The organism is Streptomyces capparidis (assembly GCF_054782095.1).
The window spans coordinates 1-14,966 of record NZ_BAAGTD010000002.1 but is presented as its reverse complement, the minus strand read 5'-3'; the positions used below and the strand labels follow the sequence as shown (position 1 = coordinate 14,966).

Sequence of the window (14,966 nt, the reverse complement as noted above, 5' to 3'; positions counted from 1 at the left end):
ATGGTTCCGCTACCGTTCCCCTGCGGTTCCCCGCCGCCCGGCCGGGGCGGGGAGCACCCGGGGAACCCACGCGCCCGCCGGCACCCCGTATCTTGTCCGGCGGCGCCGCATCAGCCGGCCGGGAGCGCCCGGCCGAGGGACCGGCGGCCGGGAAGCAGGCGGCCGGGGCAGCCGGCCGGTGGACCAGCGGTTCGGGCGGGGAACATGACGGAACCAGAAGCAGGCGGCGGGCGGGCTCCTTCCGAGCCGCTGCCCGAGCCACCGCACGGCGGGCAGTGGTCGCTCGGGGCGCGGGTCGCCATCGCCGTGGTGGTCGCGGCCGTGTGCGTGGCCGTCGCGGTCCACCTCGTCTTCGTGTTCCTGCACGTCGCGCCGTCGAACACGCTCTCCAAGGACAACCAGGAGACGATCGACGAGTACGTGCTCCCGGAGTTCGAGCAGAACTGGAAGCTGTTCGCCCCCAACCCGCTCCAGCAGAACGTCGAGGTGCACGCCCGCGCCCAGGTGGAACTGCCCGGCGGCCAGAGCCTCACCACCGGCTGGGTCAGCCTCACCGACGAGGACACCGCGGCGATCCGGCACAACCCGGCGCCCAGCCACGTCCACCAGAACCTGGTGCGGCGGGCCTACGACTTCTACAACAACACGCACGACGAGCAGAACCGGGCCACCGGCGAACGCGGCCGGATATCCGAGGAGTACATCCGCCGGGTCGTCGCCCACCGCCTCGGCCCCACCCTCAACGGCGGCCGGGTGGTCCGCGTCCAGGTCCGCTCCGTCGCCACCCCGGTCCCGCCGCCGAAGTGGAGCGGGGAAGCCGTGAACACCTCCCCCGCCACCCGGGAACTGCCGTGGTGGAAGGTCTCGCCGAAGGACTTCTCATGACCGCGCCGCCTCCATCCCCGTTCACGGGCGCCGGCGCCAAGCTGGACGCCGCCCTGTCCGGCGGGCTGCGCCGGATCACCGGGAGCGCGCTCGCCCCGTACCAGGCCGCGGTGGTGCGGATCGGCTTCTCGCTCACCTTCACCCTGTTCCTGCTGCGCGAGTGGCCGCACCGGCTGACGCTGTACGGCACCGAGAGCCCGTGGAACGGCGACCTGGCGCGGCGGCTGATCACGCTCAACGAGTCGTTCACGGTGCTGATCTGGTCCGACAGCAGGCTGTGGTTCGAGCTCGTCTACCACGGCGCGATCGTGGCCGGGGTGATGCTGCTGCTGGGCTGGCGGACCAGGACCGCGTCCGTGCTGTTCATGATCGGGGTGCTCGCGGTGCAGAACCGCAGCATCTTCATGGGCGACGGCGGCGACAACGTCGTGCACCTGATGGCGATCTACCTGGTGTTCACCCGCTGCGGGCAGGTGTGGTCGCTGGACGCGCGGCGCGCCGCCCGGCGGCGGCCGGACCGGGCCGGGGTGCCGCTGTGGGCGGGCCTGGGCGCGCTGCTGCTCACCGCGCAGGTCAGCGGGTTCGCCGAGCTGCCGTTCCGTGCCGACGGGCTGCTGCCGGGCGTGGGCTGGGGGCTGCTGCTGTGGGTGCTGTGGGCGCTGCACGGCGTGTGGTGGCTGCTGGGCCGCCGCGGGGGCGCCGAGGCCAGGGCGGTCGCGGACATCATGGCGAACGTGGTGCACAACGGCGCCATGCTGATCATCGTGGTGGAGGTGTGCTTCGTCTACGCCACGGCGGGCTGGTACAAGATCCAGGGCTCGCGCTGGCAGGACGGCACGGCGTCGTACTACCCGTTCAACCTGGACTACTTCACGCCCTGGCCGGAGCTGACCGGGCCGCTGTCGGACAGCGGGCTGCTGATCATGATGTTCTCCTACGGCACCGTGATCGTGCAGGTGGCGTTCCCGTTCACGCTGCTGAGCCGGCGGGTCAAGAACGTGCTGCTGGCGATCATGATGGCGGAGCACGCGGGGATCGCGGTGCTGATGGGGCTGCCGTTCTTCTCCCTGGCGATGATCGCCGCGGACGCGGTCTTCCTGCCCACGAACTTCCTGCGGTGGATCGGGTGGAAGGCGTCCGCCCCGGCCCGGTGGCTGCGCGGACGCGGCGGGGACGGCGGCGGGCGGGCGGAGGCCCTCGCGGCCGGGCCCGCGGGCGGCGCGGCGCGGGGTCCGTGGCAGGTCCCGCCCGCCCTCCCGCCCCAGGCCGCACCGGCGGACGGGCCGGAGCGGGGCGGCGGGCCGGACCCGGTGGCGCGGGATCACGCCGAGGAGCCGGAGGCCGACACGATGGGGCGGCCATGAGGCTGCGGGAGCCTGCCTACCCTGCCCGCATGACGGATGACGTGGTGCGGCGGTGGCGGGAGGCGGAGGCGGGGGCGGTGGTGCTGGACGGGTTCCACGCGCTGAAGCACGCGCTGCGGTTCGGGGCCGAGGTGCGGGTCGCGGTGTGCGTGGACCTGGACGCGGTGCTGGCGCTGGCCGGGGAGCTGGCCGCGGACGTGGCGGGGGCGGTCGGGGAGAGCGTCGTCCAGGTGCCGCGGGAGGTGCTGCGGGAGCTGGTGCCGCGGGTGCACCCCACGGGGGTGGCGGCGCTGGCGGAGCGGCCCCCGGTGGAGGGCAACCTGGCGGTGCTCGGCGCGCTGCCCCGGCGGGCCCCCGTGGTGGTGCTGGACAACCCGCGCAACCTCGGCAACGTGGGCGCCGTGGTGCGGCTGGCCGCGGGGTTCGGGGTGACGGGCGTGGTCACCACCGGGGACCTGGACCCGTGGCACCCCAACGCCGTGCGGGGCGGGGCGGGGCTGCACTTCGCCACCGCGGTGGAGCGGCTGGACGCGGGGCGGCTGCCGCCGGGGCCGCTGTACGTGCTGGACCCGGAGGGGGAGGACAGCCGGTCGGTGCGGATCCCCGACGGCGCGCTGCTGGTGCTCGGGTCGGAGCGGCACGGGGTGTCGCCCGAGCTGCGGGCGCGGGCGGAGCGCCTGGTGGCGCTGCCGATGCGGGAGCGGGTCTCCAGCTACAACCTGGCCACCAGCGCGGCGATGGCGCTGTACCACTGGTCGGCCAGGGTCGGTCAGTAGTCCGTCCAGCGCAGGGGGCTCCCGCCGGGCCGCTCCACCACGCCGGTGACGGTGAGGTGGACGTGCGGGGTGCCCTCCCCCTCCCACCGCACGGCCGCCTCGCCGGTGAGCTGGAGGGTGGTGCCCGTCGCCCAGTCCACCACCAGCAGCCCCGTGCGGGACGAGGTGTGCAGGTTGCCCAGCGTCATGAACATGTTGTTGCCGGGGTACTCCGGCCAGCGCAGGCGGCGGCCGTCCAGCACCTCGACGAAGCCGGGGGCGCCGCCGCGGTGGGAGGCGTCGGCCGCGCCGGTCGCGCCGTCCGCGGTGGAGATGAAGAAGGTGTCGGCGGTGGAGACCAGCAACTGCTGGGCGAGGGTCAGCTCGGTGCCGGTGCGGGGCGGCGCGGCGGCGGGCGCCTCCTCGCCGGTGATGTCGCGGCGCTGGATGTACTTGGGGCAGTTCGCGTAGACCTGCGCGGTCTCGATCCGAAGCCCGCCGCCGCGGGGGCGGGCGGTGCCGTTGAGCCGCATGCGGCGGCGCCTGGCCGGGTCGAGGGCGAGGGTGCCGACGGGGTGGGGGCCCGCGGCGAGGGCCGCGGCCAAGGGGTCGCCGGGCGGCGGGGCGGCGGCCACGTCGAGGGTGCGCTCTTCCCCGGCGTGCAGGAACCCGGGCGGGCCGGTGAGCAGGGACGCCCACACCCGGCCCGCCGGGTCGGCGGCGCCGACGACGAGGGTTCTGCGTTCGGCCAGGAAGGCCGCCGCGACCGCGGGGATCGTCTCCCGCACGCTGCGCCCGACGTGGTCGGCGGCCTCGGTGGCGCCCGCGCGGTGCTGCACGGCGCGCTCCCCGGGGTGGTAGACGCTGGTCACGGTGGCCTTCCTGGGGGGTCGGGGTGGTTGGCGGCGGGGCGGTCGTCCTAGAAGAAGCCGCAGGTGGGGGCGGTGGCGCTGGGCGCGGGGACGGACTCGGCGCCGGAGGTGGCGTAGATCTCCAGGCGGATGCCGTCGGGGTCGGTGAAGAACACCCCGCCGGAGGAGGCGCCCTCGCCGTGCGGGACGACGCCGTCGTGGTGGAAGTCCGCGCCGAGTTCGCGCAGGACGCGCTCGGCGGCCCGCACCTCGTCCATCGAGTCCACCTGGAAGGACAGGTGGTGCAGGCCGGGGTTGGCGGTGGGGAAGTCGCCGGTGCTCTGGTGCCACAGGGCGAGCACCAGTTCCCCGTCCCGGCCGAGGAACGCCCAGCGGTGGCCGTCGCCGTCGTCGCCCGTGGCCACGGAGAAGCCGAGAAGGCGCTCGTAGAAGGCGGCGGAGCGGTCGAGGTCGGTGACGTTGAGCCCGATGTGACCGGTTTTCATCCCTGGGTCCTCTCAAAACGGTGGCTCTAACTGGTACTCGGAACAGTAAGGGTTAGAATCGGCGTGCGCAACCGGTTGAGTGGGCCGTAGCGGTTAGAGCGGTAGGGTGGGGGTATGTCCGATCCCCGTCCGCTGCTCGGTGAGCCGCTCTCCCTCGACCTGGTCAACACCCGCTGGGTGGAGGGCGCCGCCGCCCGCGACCTCCTCGACGGCGTGCCCGGCCTCGCCGTGTGGCTGGAGTCGGCGGGGCTCACGGGCCGGTGCCGGGCCGACGGCGCGACGCTGCGCGAGGTGCGGGCGGCCCGGGAGGCGGTGCTGGCCGCGGTCCGGGAGCCGCGGGACCTGCGCGCCCTGGACGAGGTGCTGGCGTACGGCAGGATCCGCCGAGCCGCCACGCCGCACGGGCCCGCGGACGAGGTGGAGGTGGACGACCCCGCCCGGCTCGCCGGCTGGCTGGCCGCCGACGACCTGCTGCGGCTGTTCGCCCAGGGCCCGCACCGGGTCCGCAACTGCGCGGGGCCCCCCTGCGTGCTGTACTTCCACGACACCTCGCAGAACGGGCGGCGCCGCTGGTGCTCCATGGCCGCGTGCGGCAACCGGGCCAAGGCGGCGCGGCACTACGACCGCGTCCGGCGGCCCGACCGCGGCTGACCCCGCGCCGCGGGCCCGCCGGACACGGCGGGGACGGGGCGGCCGGGCGGACGGCCGCCGCGCCACCGGGCTGTGACGAGGGTCACGGGAACGCGGGGCGCCGCGCGGACAGGGCAGCGGGTGTGGAGACCAACTGGCGAGCACGGGTACGGTCCGGCGACCCCGACGCGTTCGGCGAGCTCTTCGACGCCTGCGCGCGCTCGGTGTACAACCACGCGTACCGGCTGACGGGGGACTGGGCGGCCGCCGAGGAGGTCGTCTCGCTGACGTTCCTCGAGGCCTGGCGGCTGCGGGAGCGGCTCGACCCCGAGGGGGGCTCCGCCCGCCCCTGGCTGCTCGGCATCGCCACCAACGTCGTGCGCAACACCCGGCGCGCCGCCCGCCGCCACGGCGCCGCCATGTCGCGGCTGCCCCCGCCCGAGGCCGTGCGCGACTTCGCCGACGAGGTCGCCGGCCGCATCGACGACGCGCAGACCCTGGACGCGGTGCGGCGCGCCCTGGACGGCCTGCGCCGCCCCGAGCGGGAGGTGCTGGCGCTGTGCGTGTGGGAGGGGCTCGACTACGCGTCCGCCGCCGAGGCACTCGGGGTGCGGATCGGGACGGTGCGGTCCCGGCTGTCCCGGGCTCGCCGGCGGCTCGCGGAGGCGGCGGAGCGCGAGGAGCGCCGGGGGCGGCGAAGAGACCGGGAACCCTCCTCGCGCCCAGGACAGGTGAGTTACGGCCGCACTTCCGCGGTCAGGCCCATTCAGGAGGGACAGCGATGAACGACATCCCGCCTCTGCCCAGCAGGGACCTTCCCCCGGGCCGCCACCGACTGCTCAGGGAGCATCTGATGGACGAGATCAGGGAGCACACGCCCGCACCGGCGGCACCGCCGCGCAGGCGCCGGCTGCGGCCCGCCGTCGCGGGACCGGCCCTCGCGGGCGTGCTCACGCTGGCCGTGGTCGGCGGGGTGGCGGTGGCGGGGGCGGACGGCTCCGGTGACCGGCCCGCGGCGCAGCAGACGCAGCAGAAGCGGCAGACGCAGCAGCCGCGGCAGTCCGGCGGGCACGCCGAGGCGACATATGCCTTCGCCCCCAACGCCGGCGAGGACACCAGGGGCGGCGCCCCGGAGCTGCTCGGCCGGATCGCGGCGGTCGCGGAGGCGAGGACCGCGGACAGCGCCGTCCGGGACGACCAGTTCGTCTACATCAGGAGCAAGGTGGCGTGGTCGAACGTGAGCGTCCGTGCGGACGGCCGGACGAGCGAGCCGGAGCTCCACCCGCTGCACCAGCGGGAGGTGTGGCTGTCCGTCGACGGCTCCCGTGAGGGCCTGCTGCGCGAGCCGGGCGGGGCCGTGGGGGAGGGGGACGTCTCCCTCGACGCCCCCCCGGCTCCCGGTACCCCCGGCCACGCGGGGTCCACCAGCTACCGCCACCTGTCCACCCTGCCCACCGACCCCGGCGCGATGCTCGCCTGGCTGCGCGACAACCGCGGCCACGAGGACGGCCACGACCGGGACGCGGACCAGGACGCCTGGGTCCTGGGCGGCGAGCTCGTCCACGAGTCGCTGATGCCGCCGGACGTCAGCGCCGCCCTGTACCGGGCGCTGGCGGAGATCCCCGGTGTGGTCGTGGTGCCGGACGCCGTGGACGCCGCGGGGCGGCACGGGATCGCGGTGGCCCGGGTGGACGCGTACAACCCCGGGGTGCGGGATGAGCTGATCTTCGACAAGGAGACGCTGGAGCTCCTCGGGTCGCGGTCCGTCGCGATCAAGGACGGGCAGAGCGGCAGGGCGGGGCAGGTGCTCGGCACCAGCGCCGTGCTGGAGCGCGCCGTGGTGGACCGGGCGGGCCAGGTGCCGTAGCCGGGACGGGCGCCCCCGGTCGTCCCGGGGGCGCCGCGCCTCACACGTGCCGCCGCACCTCGACCACGCGGAAGCGGTTGGCCACGAACGCGCCGTCGCACAGAGCCACGTTCGCCGCCGGGTTGCCGCCCGTGCCGTGGAAGTCGGAGAACGCGGCCGTCTGGTTGACGTACACGCCGCCGGTGAGGTTCAGCGACAGCGCGGCCGCGGTGTCCAGGCAGACCTCCTCCACGGCGGCCGCCACCTCGTCGGAGGTGGTGTACGCGCCGACGGTCATGGCGCCCTTCTCCCGCACGGTGCGGCGCAGCAGGGTGAGCGCGTCCGCGGTGGAGTCCACGGCCACGGCGAAGGCGACGGGCCCGAAGCACTCCGACAGCAGCACCCCGTCGTGCTCCGCCTTGCCCGCGTCCAGCTTCACCACGGCGGGGGTGCGTACGGTGGCCTCGGGGAACTCCGGGTGCGGGATCGCCCGGGAGGCCAGCGCCACCTCGCCGCCCAGGGTGCCCACGTGCTTGACCCGCTCCAGCACGTCGGGGTTGACGATCGCGCCGAGCAGGGCGTGGGCGCGGGCGTCGTCGCCGAGCAGCTTCTCCACCGCGGCGACCAGGTCGTCGACCACCTCGTCGTGGGACTTGCGCCCGGCGTCGGTGTCGATGCCGTCCCGCGGGATCAGCAGGTTCTGCGGGGTGGTGCACATCTGGCCGCTGTACAGGGACAGGGAGAACGCCAGGTTGCCCAGCATGCCCCGGTAGTCGTCCGTGGAGTCGATCACGACCGTGTTCACGCCGGACTTCTCCGCGTACACCTGCGCCTGGCGGGCGTTGGCCTCCAGCCAGTCGCCGAAGGAGGTGGAGCCGGTGTAGTCGATGATCCGCACCTCGGACCGGGTGGCCAGGGTCTTGGCGAGGCCGTCCCCGGCGTCCTCGGCGGCCAGGCACACCAGGTTCGGGTCGAAGCCCGCCTCCGCCAGCACCTCGCGGGCCTGCGCCACGGTGAGGGCGAGCGGGAGGACGGCGCGGGGGTGCGGCTTGACCAGGACGGGGTTGCCGGTGGCCAGGGAGGCGAAAAAGCCGGGGTAGCCGTTCCAGGTGGGGAAGGTGTTGCAGCCGATGACCAGGGCCAGGCCGCGCGGCACCGGCGTGAACGCCTTGCGCATCCGCAGCGGGTCCCGCTTGCCCTGCGGCTTGGTCCACTCCGCCTCGGTGGGGACGCGGGTCTGCTCCGCGTAGGCGTAGGCCACCGCCTCCAGGCCCCGGTCCTGCGCGTGCGGGCCGCCCGCCTGGAAGGCCATGGTGAACGCCTGGCCGGTGGTGTGCATGACCGCGTGCGCGAACTCGTGCGACCGGGCGTTGATCCGGGCCAGGATCTCCAGGCACACCGCGGCGCGCGCCCCCGGGCCCGCGTCCCGCCAGGCGGGCAGGGCCGCGCGCATGGCGGGGATCAGGGTGTCGGGGTCGATGCGCGGGTAGGTGACGCCGAGCTCGATGCCGTACGGGGAGACCTCAGCGCCGACCCGCCCGCCGTCGCCGCCCGGCTGCTCCAGCGGGAACGGGCGGCGCAGCAGGGCCTCGAAGGCGGCCTTGCCGTCGGCGGGCCCGGTCTCGCCGTACGCCTTGGGGTGCTCGGGGTACGGGGACCAGTACTCGCGGGTGCGGATCGCCTCCAGGGCCTTGTCGAGCGTCGCGCGGTGGCGTTCGATCAGCTCCGTGGTGACGTTGCCGGTGGCCATGCGGATCGACTCCTCGCCGTCGGGGTGTCGTTACGTGGGGTGCGTGGTGCTGGTGCTGCGGTCGGGCCGCCGCTTCGAAGGCGAATCCGGGTTTCCCGAGTCGTTCGGAGTGGGAGGGCCGGTGGGGCTAGATTAACCGAATGGTCGGTCGGTTCAAGGGGGGACGGGGCCATTCGGCGCCGGACCGCCGCGGACCTCCGGCGGCCCCGCCGTCACGCCACCCCCCACCGGGACCCCTCATCAGGGCCCCGGACCGAACCCCGCACCGGAACCGCCGCACCGGGAATTCCCGGACCGGATTTTCCCGGACCGGAATCCCTCACCGGAACACCGCAGCTCTCCGCGAAGCGGACCAACACGGATCGGACCCCACACGGATGGACGAGCTTTCCACCAGCACGCCGGTGGCCGTCGTCGGCGCCGGGACGATGGGGCGCGGCATCGCCCAGGTCGCGCTGGCCGCGGGCCACCCCGTCACACTGCACGACGCCGAGCCGGGACGGGCCGAGGAGGCCGCCGGGCTCATCGGCGAGCGGCTCGCCAGGCAGGTCGCCAAGGGCACCCTCGCGCCGCGGGACCACGCCGCCGCCCTGGCCGGGCTGACCCCGGCGAAGGATCTGGGCGCCCTGGCCGGGGCGGGCCTGGTCATCGAGGCGGTGGTGGAGGACCTGGCCGTCAAGCGGCGGCTGTTCGCCGAGCTGGAGGACGTCGTCGCGGAGGACTGCCTGCTGGCGACGAACACCTCCTCGCTGCCCGTCACCGCCGTCGGAGCCGCGCTGCGCCGCCCCGGGCGCCTGGTCGGCCTGCACTTCTTCAACCCCGCGCCGGTGCTGCCGCTGGTGGAGGTGGTCATTGGCGCGGCCACCGACGAGCGGGCCGCCGAGCTGGCCCGGGGCACCGTCGCGGCCTGGGGCAAGGCGCCGGTGCGCTGCGCGGACACCCCGGGCTTCCTCGTCAACCGCCTCGCCAGGCCGTTCTACGCCGAGGCGTTCGCCGTGCTGGAGCAGCGGGCGGCCGACCCGGCGACCGTCGACGCGGTGCTGCGCGAGTGCGGCGGCTTCCGGATGGGCCCGTTCGAGCTGACCGACCTGATCGGGCAGGACGTCAACGAGGCCGTGACCCGCTCGGTGTGGGCGGCGTTCCACCACGACCCGAAGTTCACCCCGTCCCTGGCGCAGCGGCGCCTGGTCGAGGCGGGGCTGCTCGGGCGCAAGAGCGGGCGGGGCTGGTACCCGTACGGGGACGGCGAGGCGCGGCCCGAGCCGCACACCGCCCCCGCGGCGGACCCGCCGCGGCGGGTGGAGGTGCTCGGGGACCTGGGGCCCGCGCGGGAGCTCGTCGCCCTGATCGAGGAGGCGGGCATCGAGGTCGGGCGCGGGGAGGCCGCGGCGGGCCGCCTCCTGCTGCCCGACGGGACCGCGCTCGCCCTGGCCGACGGCGGGCTGGCGACCGGCGAGCGCTTCCCCGGCGAACGGCTCGTCCACTTCGACCTCGCCCTCGACTACCGCGCCGCCACCCGCGTCGCCCTCGCCCCCGCCGACGAGGCGCCGCCGCGGTCCGTGGCCGCGGCGGCCGGGCTCTTCCAGGCGCTCGGCAAGCGGGTGAGCGTGATCCGGGACGTGCCCGGCATGATCGTCGCCCGTACCGTCGTGATGCTGGTGGACCTCGCGGTGGACGCGGTGGACCGGGGGGTGGCCTCGGCCGAGGACGTGGACACCGCGATGCGGCTCGGGGTGAACTACCCGCTCGGGCCGCTGGAGTGGGGGCAGCGGCTCGGCGTGGAGTGGGTGGCCGAGACGCTGGAGCGGTTGCACGACCACCACCCCGGGGGCCGCTACGCCCCCTCCCTGGCGCTGCGCCGCCGGTGGGCGGGGGGCCGGGAGCTGCTGGACTGAGCCGCCGGGCGGGGGCGCGGCGGGCCGTTCACGGCGGCCCGCTCGTGGCCTACCCGGCCGCGCATCCGCCGGAGTCCGCCGGAGTCCGCCGGTGCGCCGGATGTCCGCCAGATGGACGAGCCGTCTACCGAACGTACGGGCGGGAGATAATCGCGGCATGGCACAACGCGCTCCCCTCCAGCAGCCGCACGGCGCAGGCGACTCCCCCGGCGCGCCCGCCTCCTCCGTCCCGGCGGGGCGGCGCGAGGCGTACACCACCGAGTCGCTGCTCGCCGTGGCGGTCGGGGTGTTCATCGAGCGCGGCTACGACGGCACGTCCATGGAGCACCTTTCGAAGGCGGCCGGGATCTCCAAGTCCTCCATCTACCACCATGTGCGCGGCAAGGAGGAGCTGCTCGAACGGGCCGTCGGGCGGGCGCTCGACGGCCTGTTCGGCATCCTGGACGAGCCGGGCGCCACCGCGGGCCCGGCCGTGGAGCGACTGCGGCACGTGGTGCACCGCACCGCGGAGGTGCTGCTGGAGGAACTGCCCTATGTGACGCTGCTGCTGCGGGTGCGCGGCAACACCCGCACCGAGCGGTGGGCGCTGGAGCGGCGCCGCGAGTTCGACCACCGGGTGGCCGGGCTGCTGCGGGCGGCGGTGGCCGAGGGCGACCTGCGGGCCGACGTGGACGCGCGGCTCGCCACCCGGCTGCTGTTCGGGATGATCAACTCCATAGTGGAGTGGTACCGGCCCGCGGCCGGGGGCGCGGCCAGCGGGGAGCAGGTCGTGGACGTGGTGACGCGGCTGGCCTTCGAGGGGCTGCTGCGCCGGTAACCAGGCGCGGACGGCCGTGACGGGGAGGCGCCGTCACGCGGAGGCGGCTGTCGGGAGGCGGCTGTCGGGAGGCGGCTTCTCAGGAGGGGGCTGTCACGGGGAGACGGCCGGGGGCCGGTCGCTCGCCGACAGGTCGGTCTCCTCGAACACCAGCAGGGTGCGGCTGCTGAGCACCTCGGGCATGGAGTGGATGCGGGTGAGGACCAGCTCCCGCAGCGCCCGGTTGTCGGCGGTGTGCACCAGCAGCAGCACGTCGAAGTCGCCGCTGACCAGCGCGATGTGCGCGGCGCCCGGCAGCGCGAGCAGTTGGTCGCGCACGGTGCGCCAGGAGTTCTGGACGATCTTGAGGGTGATGTAGGCGGACGCACCCTGCCCGGCGCGCTCGTGGTCCACGCGGGCGGTGAAACCGCGGATCACGCCGTCCTCGATCAGCCGGTTGATGCGCGCGTAGGCGTTGGCCCGGGAGACGTGCACCCGCTCGGCGACCGACCGTATCGACGCCCGGCCGTCCGCCTGGAGCAGCCGCAGGATCGACCGGTCGATGGCGTCCAGCGGGCGCGGCGCGGGCGGTGGCGCCGCGGCCGCCGCCGGTGACGGTCTGCCGTTCGCGGCCATCTGTTCAGATGACATGCCCGCCTGCCTCCCCTGTGTGGACGTCCGGAGTCAAGGAGACGCCGCTCGGATCCGTTTGTCCACCGCCCGCCGTCAGGTGTGGCCAAAGTGACCCGGACAACCGAACAATCGGTAGGTAGAGGCGGCGGGCGGGAGCGCGGTGGCGCAGTCCCGCACCCCCGCCCGCCCCCCAGCCGGACCACCCCGGGCCCGGACGGACCACCCGCCCGGACCGGCAGGCCCGGACAACCGCATCAGGCCCCCACCGTCCGGCGGCACGCCCGCCGTGCCGCCCCACGCCAACCCCCCGCCTCTCGTCGTCCCCCTCGGATCCCTCGACCAGGAGGTGCACCATGACCGTCCTCGAGCAGCCCGGCACCGGACCGGGCACGGGCGGGGCCCCCGCCTGGCGGCCCCGGGTCGAGCCCGGGCCGCTGCTGCCGGACGCCGAGCCGCTGCGGATCCTGGGCACCCCGGCCGCGCGCGAGCTCGACCCCGGCCTGCTGCGCGAGCTGTACCGGCAGGTGGTGACCGGCCGCCGCTACAACCAGCAGGCCACCGCGCTGACCCGGCAGGGACGGCTCGCCGTGTACCCCTCCAGCACCGGCCAGGAGGCGTGCGAGGTCGCCGCGGCGCTCGCGCTGCGCCCGCAGGACTGGCTCTTCCCCAGCTACCGGGACACCCTCGCCGTCGTGGCGCGCGGCGTGGACCCGGTCGAGGCGCTCACCCTGCTGCGCGGCGACTGGCACAGCGGCTACGACCCGCTCCGCCACCGGGTGGCCCCGCTGAGCACCCCGCTCGCCACCCAACTGCCGCACGCGGTGGGCCTGGCCCACGCGGCGCGGCTGCGCGGCGACGACGTGGTGGCGCTGGCCATGGTCGGCGACGGCGGCACCAGCGAGGGCGACTTCCACGAGGCGCTGAACTTCGCCGCCGTGTGGCGGGCGCCGGTGGTGTTCCTGGTGCAGAACAACGGCTTCGCCATCTCGGTGCCCCTGGCCAAGCAGACCGCCGCCCCCTCGCTCGCCCACAAGGCCGTCGGCTACGGCGTGCCCGGTCGCCTGGTGGACGGCAACGACGCCGCCGCCGTGCACACCGTGCTCGCCGACGCCGTGCGCCGGGCCCGCGAGGGCGGCGGCCCCACCCTGGTGGAGGCCGTCACCTACCGCCTGGACGCGCACACCAACGCCGACGACGCCACCCGCTACCGGCAGGCCGACGAGGTCGAGGCGTGGCGCCGCCACGACCCGGTGGACCTGCTGGAGCGCGGCCTGCGCTCCCTCGGCCTGCTCGACGACGAGGGCGTGCGCCAGGCCGCGGCCGCCGCCGAGGCCCTGGCCGCCCGGCTGCGGGAGCGGATGAACGAGGACCCGGTGCTCGACCCCATGGAGCTGTTCGCCCACGTCTACGCCGAACCCACCCCGCAACTGCGCGAGCAGGCGGAGCTGCTGCGCGCCGAGCTCGCCGCCGAGGCCGAGACGGCGGACGCGGGCGCCCCGGCGGCCGGGCGCGGCGGCGAGGGGGCCGCGCGATGACCACCGCCACCCGCGCGCAGACCGAGCGGGCCGCGGCCAGGCCCGCCAGCATGGCCCAGGCCCTCAACACCGCGCTGCGCCACGCCCTGCGCGACGACCCCGCCGTCCACGTGCTCGGCGAGGACGTCGGCACCCTCGGCGGCGTCTTCCGCATCACCGACGGCCTGGCCGCCGAGTTCGGCGACGACCGCTGCACCGACACCCCGCTCGCCGAGGCGGGCATCCTCGGCACCGCCGTCGGCATGGCCATGTACGGGCTGCGGCCCGTGGTGGAGATGCAGTTCGACGCCTTCGCCTATCCGGCGTTCGAGCAACTGGTCAGCCACGTCGCACGCATGCGCAACCGCACCAGGGGCGCGCTGCCGATGCCGCTGACCGTCCGCGTCCCCTACGGCGGCGGCATCGGCGGGGTCGAGCACCACAGCGACTCCTCCGAGGCGTACTACCTGCACACCCCCGGACTGCACGTCGTCACCCCGGCGACCGTCGCCGACGCCTACGGGCTGCTGCGCGCCGCCATCGCCTCCGACGACCCGGTGATCTTCCTCGAACCCAAGCGCCTGTACTGGTCCAAGGCCGACTGGTCGGCCGAGGACCCCGCGCCGGTGGCCCCGATCGGCCGCGCCGAGGTACGCCGCCGCGGCACCTCGGCCACGCTGATCACCTACGGCCCCTCGGTGCCGGTGTGCCTGGAGGCCGCCGAGGCCGCGCGGGCGGAGGGCTGGGACCTGGAGGTGGTGGACCTGCGCAGCCTGGTCCCGTTCGACGACGAGACCGTGGCCGCGTCCGTGCGCCGCACCGGGCGCGCGGTGGTCGTCCACGAGTCCTCCGGCTTCGGCGGCGCGGGCGCCGAGATCGCCGCGCGGGTCACCGAGCGCTGCTTCCACCACCTGGAGGCCCCCGTGCTGCGGGTGGCCGGGTTCGACATCCCCTATCCGCCGCCGATGCTGGAGCGGCACCACCTCCCCTCCGTGGACCGGATCCTGGACACCGTCGCCCGCCTCCAGTGGGAGGCGCAGTACACCTCCGCCGGGGAGCCCGTGCGGGACGGGGGGCGCTGAGATGGCCGTGGTGCGCGAGTTCCTCCTTCCCGACCTCGGTGAAGGGCTCACCGAGGCGCAGATCGTCCGCTGGCTGGTCGAGGTCGGCGAGGTCGTGGCGGTGGACCAGCCCGTGGCGGAGGTGGAGACCGCCAAGGCCGTGGTGGAGGTGCCCTGCCCGTACGGCGGCGTGGTCACCGCCCGCTTCGGCGAGGAGGGCGACGAGGTCCCCGTCGGCAGCCCGCTGGTGACCGTCGCCGTCGGGACCAGCGAACCGCCGCAGGACCCCGGCGACCCCGGCCCCTCCGGGCAGGCCGCCTCCGGGGACACGGCCGCCCCGCGGGCCGCGGCCTCGCAGGCGCCCGCCCGGGACGAGGGCGGCTCGGGCAACGTCCTCGTCGGCTACGGCACCGCCGCGGCTGCCGCCCGCCGCCGCCGGGTCCGCCCCGCGTCACCCGCCCCGGCCCGCGCCGCAGCACC

At 75.5% G+C, this 14,966-nt stretch carries 15 protein-coding genes; 11 read left to right on the top strand and 4 right to left on the bottom strand.

Translation table 11 applies throughout. The annotated features are described in order from the left end of the window. Positions 1-204 precede the first annotated feature (204 nt). Genes ACYVO2_RS02120 through ACYVO2_RS02110 form a run of 3 tightly spaced genes read left to right on the top strand, consistent with a single transcriptional unit; the run spans position 205 to position 3,025 of the window. A complete protein-coding gene (locus ACYVO2_RS02120; protein ID WP_461005793.1) occupies positions 205-885 on the top strand; it encodes a DUF5819 family protein in 681 nt (226 codons plus the stop codon). Next, complete coding sequence (locus ACYVO2_RS02115; RefSeq protein ID WP_461005792.1) at positions 882-2,249, top strand: HTTM domain-containing protein; 1,368 nt, start codon at positions 882-884, stop codon at positions 2,247-2,249. Before ACYVO2_RS02120 ends, ACYVO2_RS02115 begins: the two co-directional genes overlap by 4 nt. Before the next feature lie 29 nt (positions 2,250-2,278). Further along, entirely contained in the window at positions 2,279-3,025 is a 747-nt protein-coding gene (locus tag ACYVO2_RS02110) for a TrmH family RNA methyltransferase (protein ID WP_461005791.1), read from the top strand. Here the strand turns inward: ACYVO2_RS02110 and ACYVO2_RS02105 are convergent. Both ACYVO2_RS02105 and ACYVO2_RS02100 read right to left on the bottom strand, forming a co-directional pair. Beyond that, positions 3,019-3,876 carry a pyridoxamine 5'-phosphate oxidase family protein gene (locus tag ACYVO2_RS02105; protein WP_461005790.1) on the bottom strand — a complete coding sequence of 286 codons (858 nt, stop codon included), beginning with the start codon at positions 3,874-3,876 and terminating at the stop codon, positions 3,019-3,021. The two genes, ACYVO2_RS02110 and ACYVO2_RS02105, sit on opposite strands and share 7 nt — an antisense overlap. Before the next feature lie 47 nt (positions 3,877-3,923). Then, positions 3,924-4,361, bottom strand: coding sequence for a VOC family protein (locus ACYVO2_RS02100; RefSeq protein ID WP_461005789.1), 438 nt, complete (start codon positions 4,359-4,361; stop codon positions 3,924-3,926). Positions 4,362-4,475: 114 nt separating this feature from the next. Here ACYVO2_RS02100 and ACYVO2_RS02095 point away from each other — a divergent pair, with 114 nt between their 5' ends. The 3 genes from ACYVO2_RS02095 to ACYVO2_RS02085 all read left to right on the top strand — a co-directional run bounded on the left by ACYVO2_RS02095 (position 4,476) and on the right by ACYVO2_RS02085 (position 6,858). Beyond that, positions 4,476-5,012 (top strand): CGNR zinc finger domain-containing protein, encoded by a 537-nt coding sequence (locus ACYVO2_RS02095; protein WP_461005788.1) that lies wholly within the window; start codon positions 4,476-4,478, stop codon positions 5,010-5,012. Between the two features lie 122 nt (positions 5,013-5,134). Next, entirely contained in the window at positions 5,135-5,776 is a 642-nt protein-coding gene (locus tag ACYVO2_RS02090) for an RNA polymerase sigma factor (RefSeq protein WP_461005787.1), read from the top strand. Beyond that, positions 5,773-6,858 carry a CU044_5270 family protein gene (locus ACYVO2_RS02085; RefSeq protein ID WP_461005786.1) on the top strand — a complete coding sequence of 362 codons (1,086 nt, stop codon included), beginning with the start codon at positions 5,773-5,775 and terminating at the stop codon, positions 6,856-6,858. The genes ACYVO2_RS02090 and ACYVO2_RS02085 overlap by 4 nt, the downstream gene beginning before the upstream one ends. A 40-nt stretch (positions 6,859-6,898) precedes the next feature. On the opposite strand, the gene paaN is transcribed toward ACYVO2_RS02085, so the two are convergent. Next, complete coding sequence (paaN, locus tag ACYVO2_RS02080; RefSeq protein WP_461005785.1) at positions 6,899-8,587, bottom strand: phenylacetic acid degradation protein PaaN; 1,689 nt, start codon at positions 8,585-8,587, stop codon at positions 6,899-6,901. A 377-nt stretch (positions 8,588-8,964) separates the two neighbouring features. On the opposite strand from paaN, the gene ACYVO2_RS02075 reads away from it, so the two are divergent. Both ACYVO2_RS02075 and ACYVO2_RS02070 read left to right on the top strand, forming a co-directional pair. Further along, a complete protein-coding gene (locus ACYVO2_RS02075) occupies positions 8,965-10,482 on the top strand; it encodes a 3-hydroxyacyl-CoA dehydrogenase (protein ID WP_461005784.1) in 1,518 nt (505 codons plus the stop codon). Positions 10,483-10,639: 157 nt separating this feature from the next. Further along, on the top strand, positions 10,640-11,299 hold the full coding sequence (locus ACYVO2_RS02070) for a TetR/AcrR family transcriptional regulator (RefSeq protein ID WP_461005783.1): 660 nt from the start codon (positions 10,640-10,642) through the stop codon (positions 11,297-11,299). A 93-nt stretch (positions 11,300-11,392) separates the two neighbouring features. Here ACYVO2_RS02070 and ACYVO2_RS02065 read toward each other — a convergent pair whose 3' ends face one another. Beyond that, entirely contained in the window at positions 11,393-11,929 is a 537-nt protein-coding gene (locus ACYVO2_RS02065; protein ID WP_461005782.1) for an Lrp/AsnC family transcriptional regulator, read from the bottom strand. A gap of 335 nt (positions 11,930-12,264) precedes the next feature. On the opposite strand from ACYVO2_RS02065, the gene pdhA reads away from it, so the two are divergent. The 3 genes from pdhA to ACYVO2_RS02050 form a co-directional block, all read left to right on the top strand. Beyond that, a complete protein-coding gene (gene pdhA / locus ACYVO2_RS02060; protein ID WP_461005781.1) occupies positions 12,265-13,446 on the top strand; it encodes a pyruvate dehydrogenase (acetyl-transferring) E1 component subunit alpha in 1,182 nt (393 codons plus the stop codon). Continuing rightward, positions 13,443-14,507 carry an alpha-ketoacid dehydrogenase subunit beta gene (locus tag ACYVO2_RS02055; RefSeq protein WP_461005780.1) on the top strand — a complete coding sequence of 355 codons (1,065 nt, stop codon included), beginning with the start codon at positions 13,443-13,445 and terminating at the stop codon, positions 14,505-14,507. The genes pdhA and ACYVO2_RS02055 overlap by 4 nt, the downstream gene beginning before the upstream one ends. Before the next feature lies 1 nt (position 14,508). Then, positions 14,509-14,966 (top strand): biotin/lipoyl-containing protein (locus ACYVO2_RS02050; RefSeq protein ID WP_461005779.1); only part of this gene is annotated, 458 nt, incomplete at its 3' end.

Excerpts from the sequence above, each read along its gene's own strand:
- ACYVO2_RS02070 (WP_461005783.1), top strand. The coding sequence starts at position 10,640 with ATGGCACAACGCGCTCCCCTCCAGCAGCCGCACGGCGCAGGCGACTCC.
- ACYVO2_RS02085 (WP_461005786.1), top strand. The coding sequence starts at position 5,773 with ATGAACGACATCCCGCCTCTGCCCAGCAGGGACCTTCCCCCGGGCCGC.
- ACYVO2_RS02095 (WP_461005788.1), top strand. The coding sequence starts at position 4,476 with ATGTCCGATCCCCGTCCGCTGCTCGGTGAGCCGCTCTCCCTCGACCTG.
- ACYVO2_RS02100 (WP_461005789.1), bottom strand. The coding sequence starts at position 4,361 with ATGAAAACCGGTCACATCGGGCTCAACGTCACCGACCTCGACCGCTCC.
- pdhA (WP_461005781.1), top strand. The coding sequence starts at position 12,265 with ATGACCGTCCTCGAGCAGCCCGGCACCGGACCGGGCACGGGCGGGGCC.
- ACYVO2_RS02110 (WP_461005791.1), top strand. The coding sequence starts at position 2,279 with ATGACGGATGACGTGGTGCGGCGGTGGCGGGAGGCGGAGGCGGGGGCG.
- ACYVO2_RS02075 (WP_461005784.1), top strand. The coding sequence starts at position 8,965 with ATGGACGAGCTTTCCACCAGCACGCCGGTGGCCGTCGTCGGCGCCGGG.
- ACYVO2_RS02115 (WP_461005792.1), top strand. The coding sequence starts at position 882 with ATGACCGCGCCGCCTCCATCCCCGTTCACGGGCGCCGGCGCCAAGCTG.
- ACYVO2_RS02120 (WP_461005793.1), top strand. The coding sequence starts at position 205 with ATGACGGAACCAGAAGCAGGCGGCGGGCGGGCTCCTTCCGAGCCGCTG.
- paaN (WP_461005785.1), bottom strand. The coding sequence starts at position 8,587 with ATGGCCACCGGCAACGTCACCACGGAGCTGATCGAACGCCACCGCGCG.
- ACYVO2_RS02065 (WP_461005782.1), bottom strand. The coding sequence starts at position 11,929 with ATGTCATCTGAACAGATGGCCGCGAACGGCAGACCGTCACCGGCGGCG.
- ACYVO2_RS02055 (WP_461005780.1), top strand. The coding sequence starts at position 13,443 with ATGACCACCGCCACCCGCGCGCAGACCGAGCGGGCCGCGGCCAGGCCC.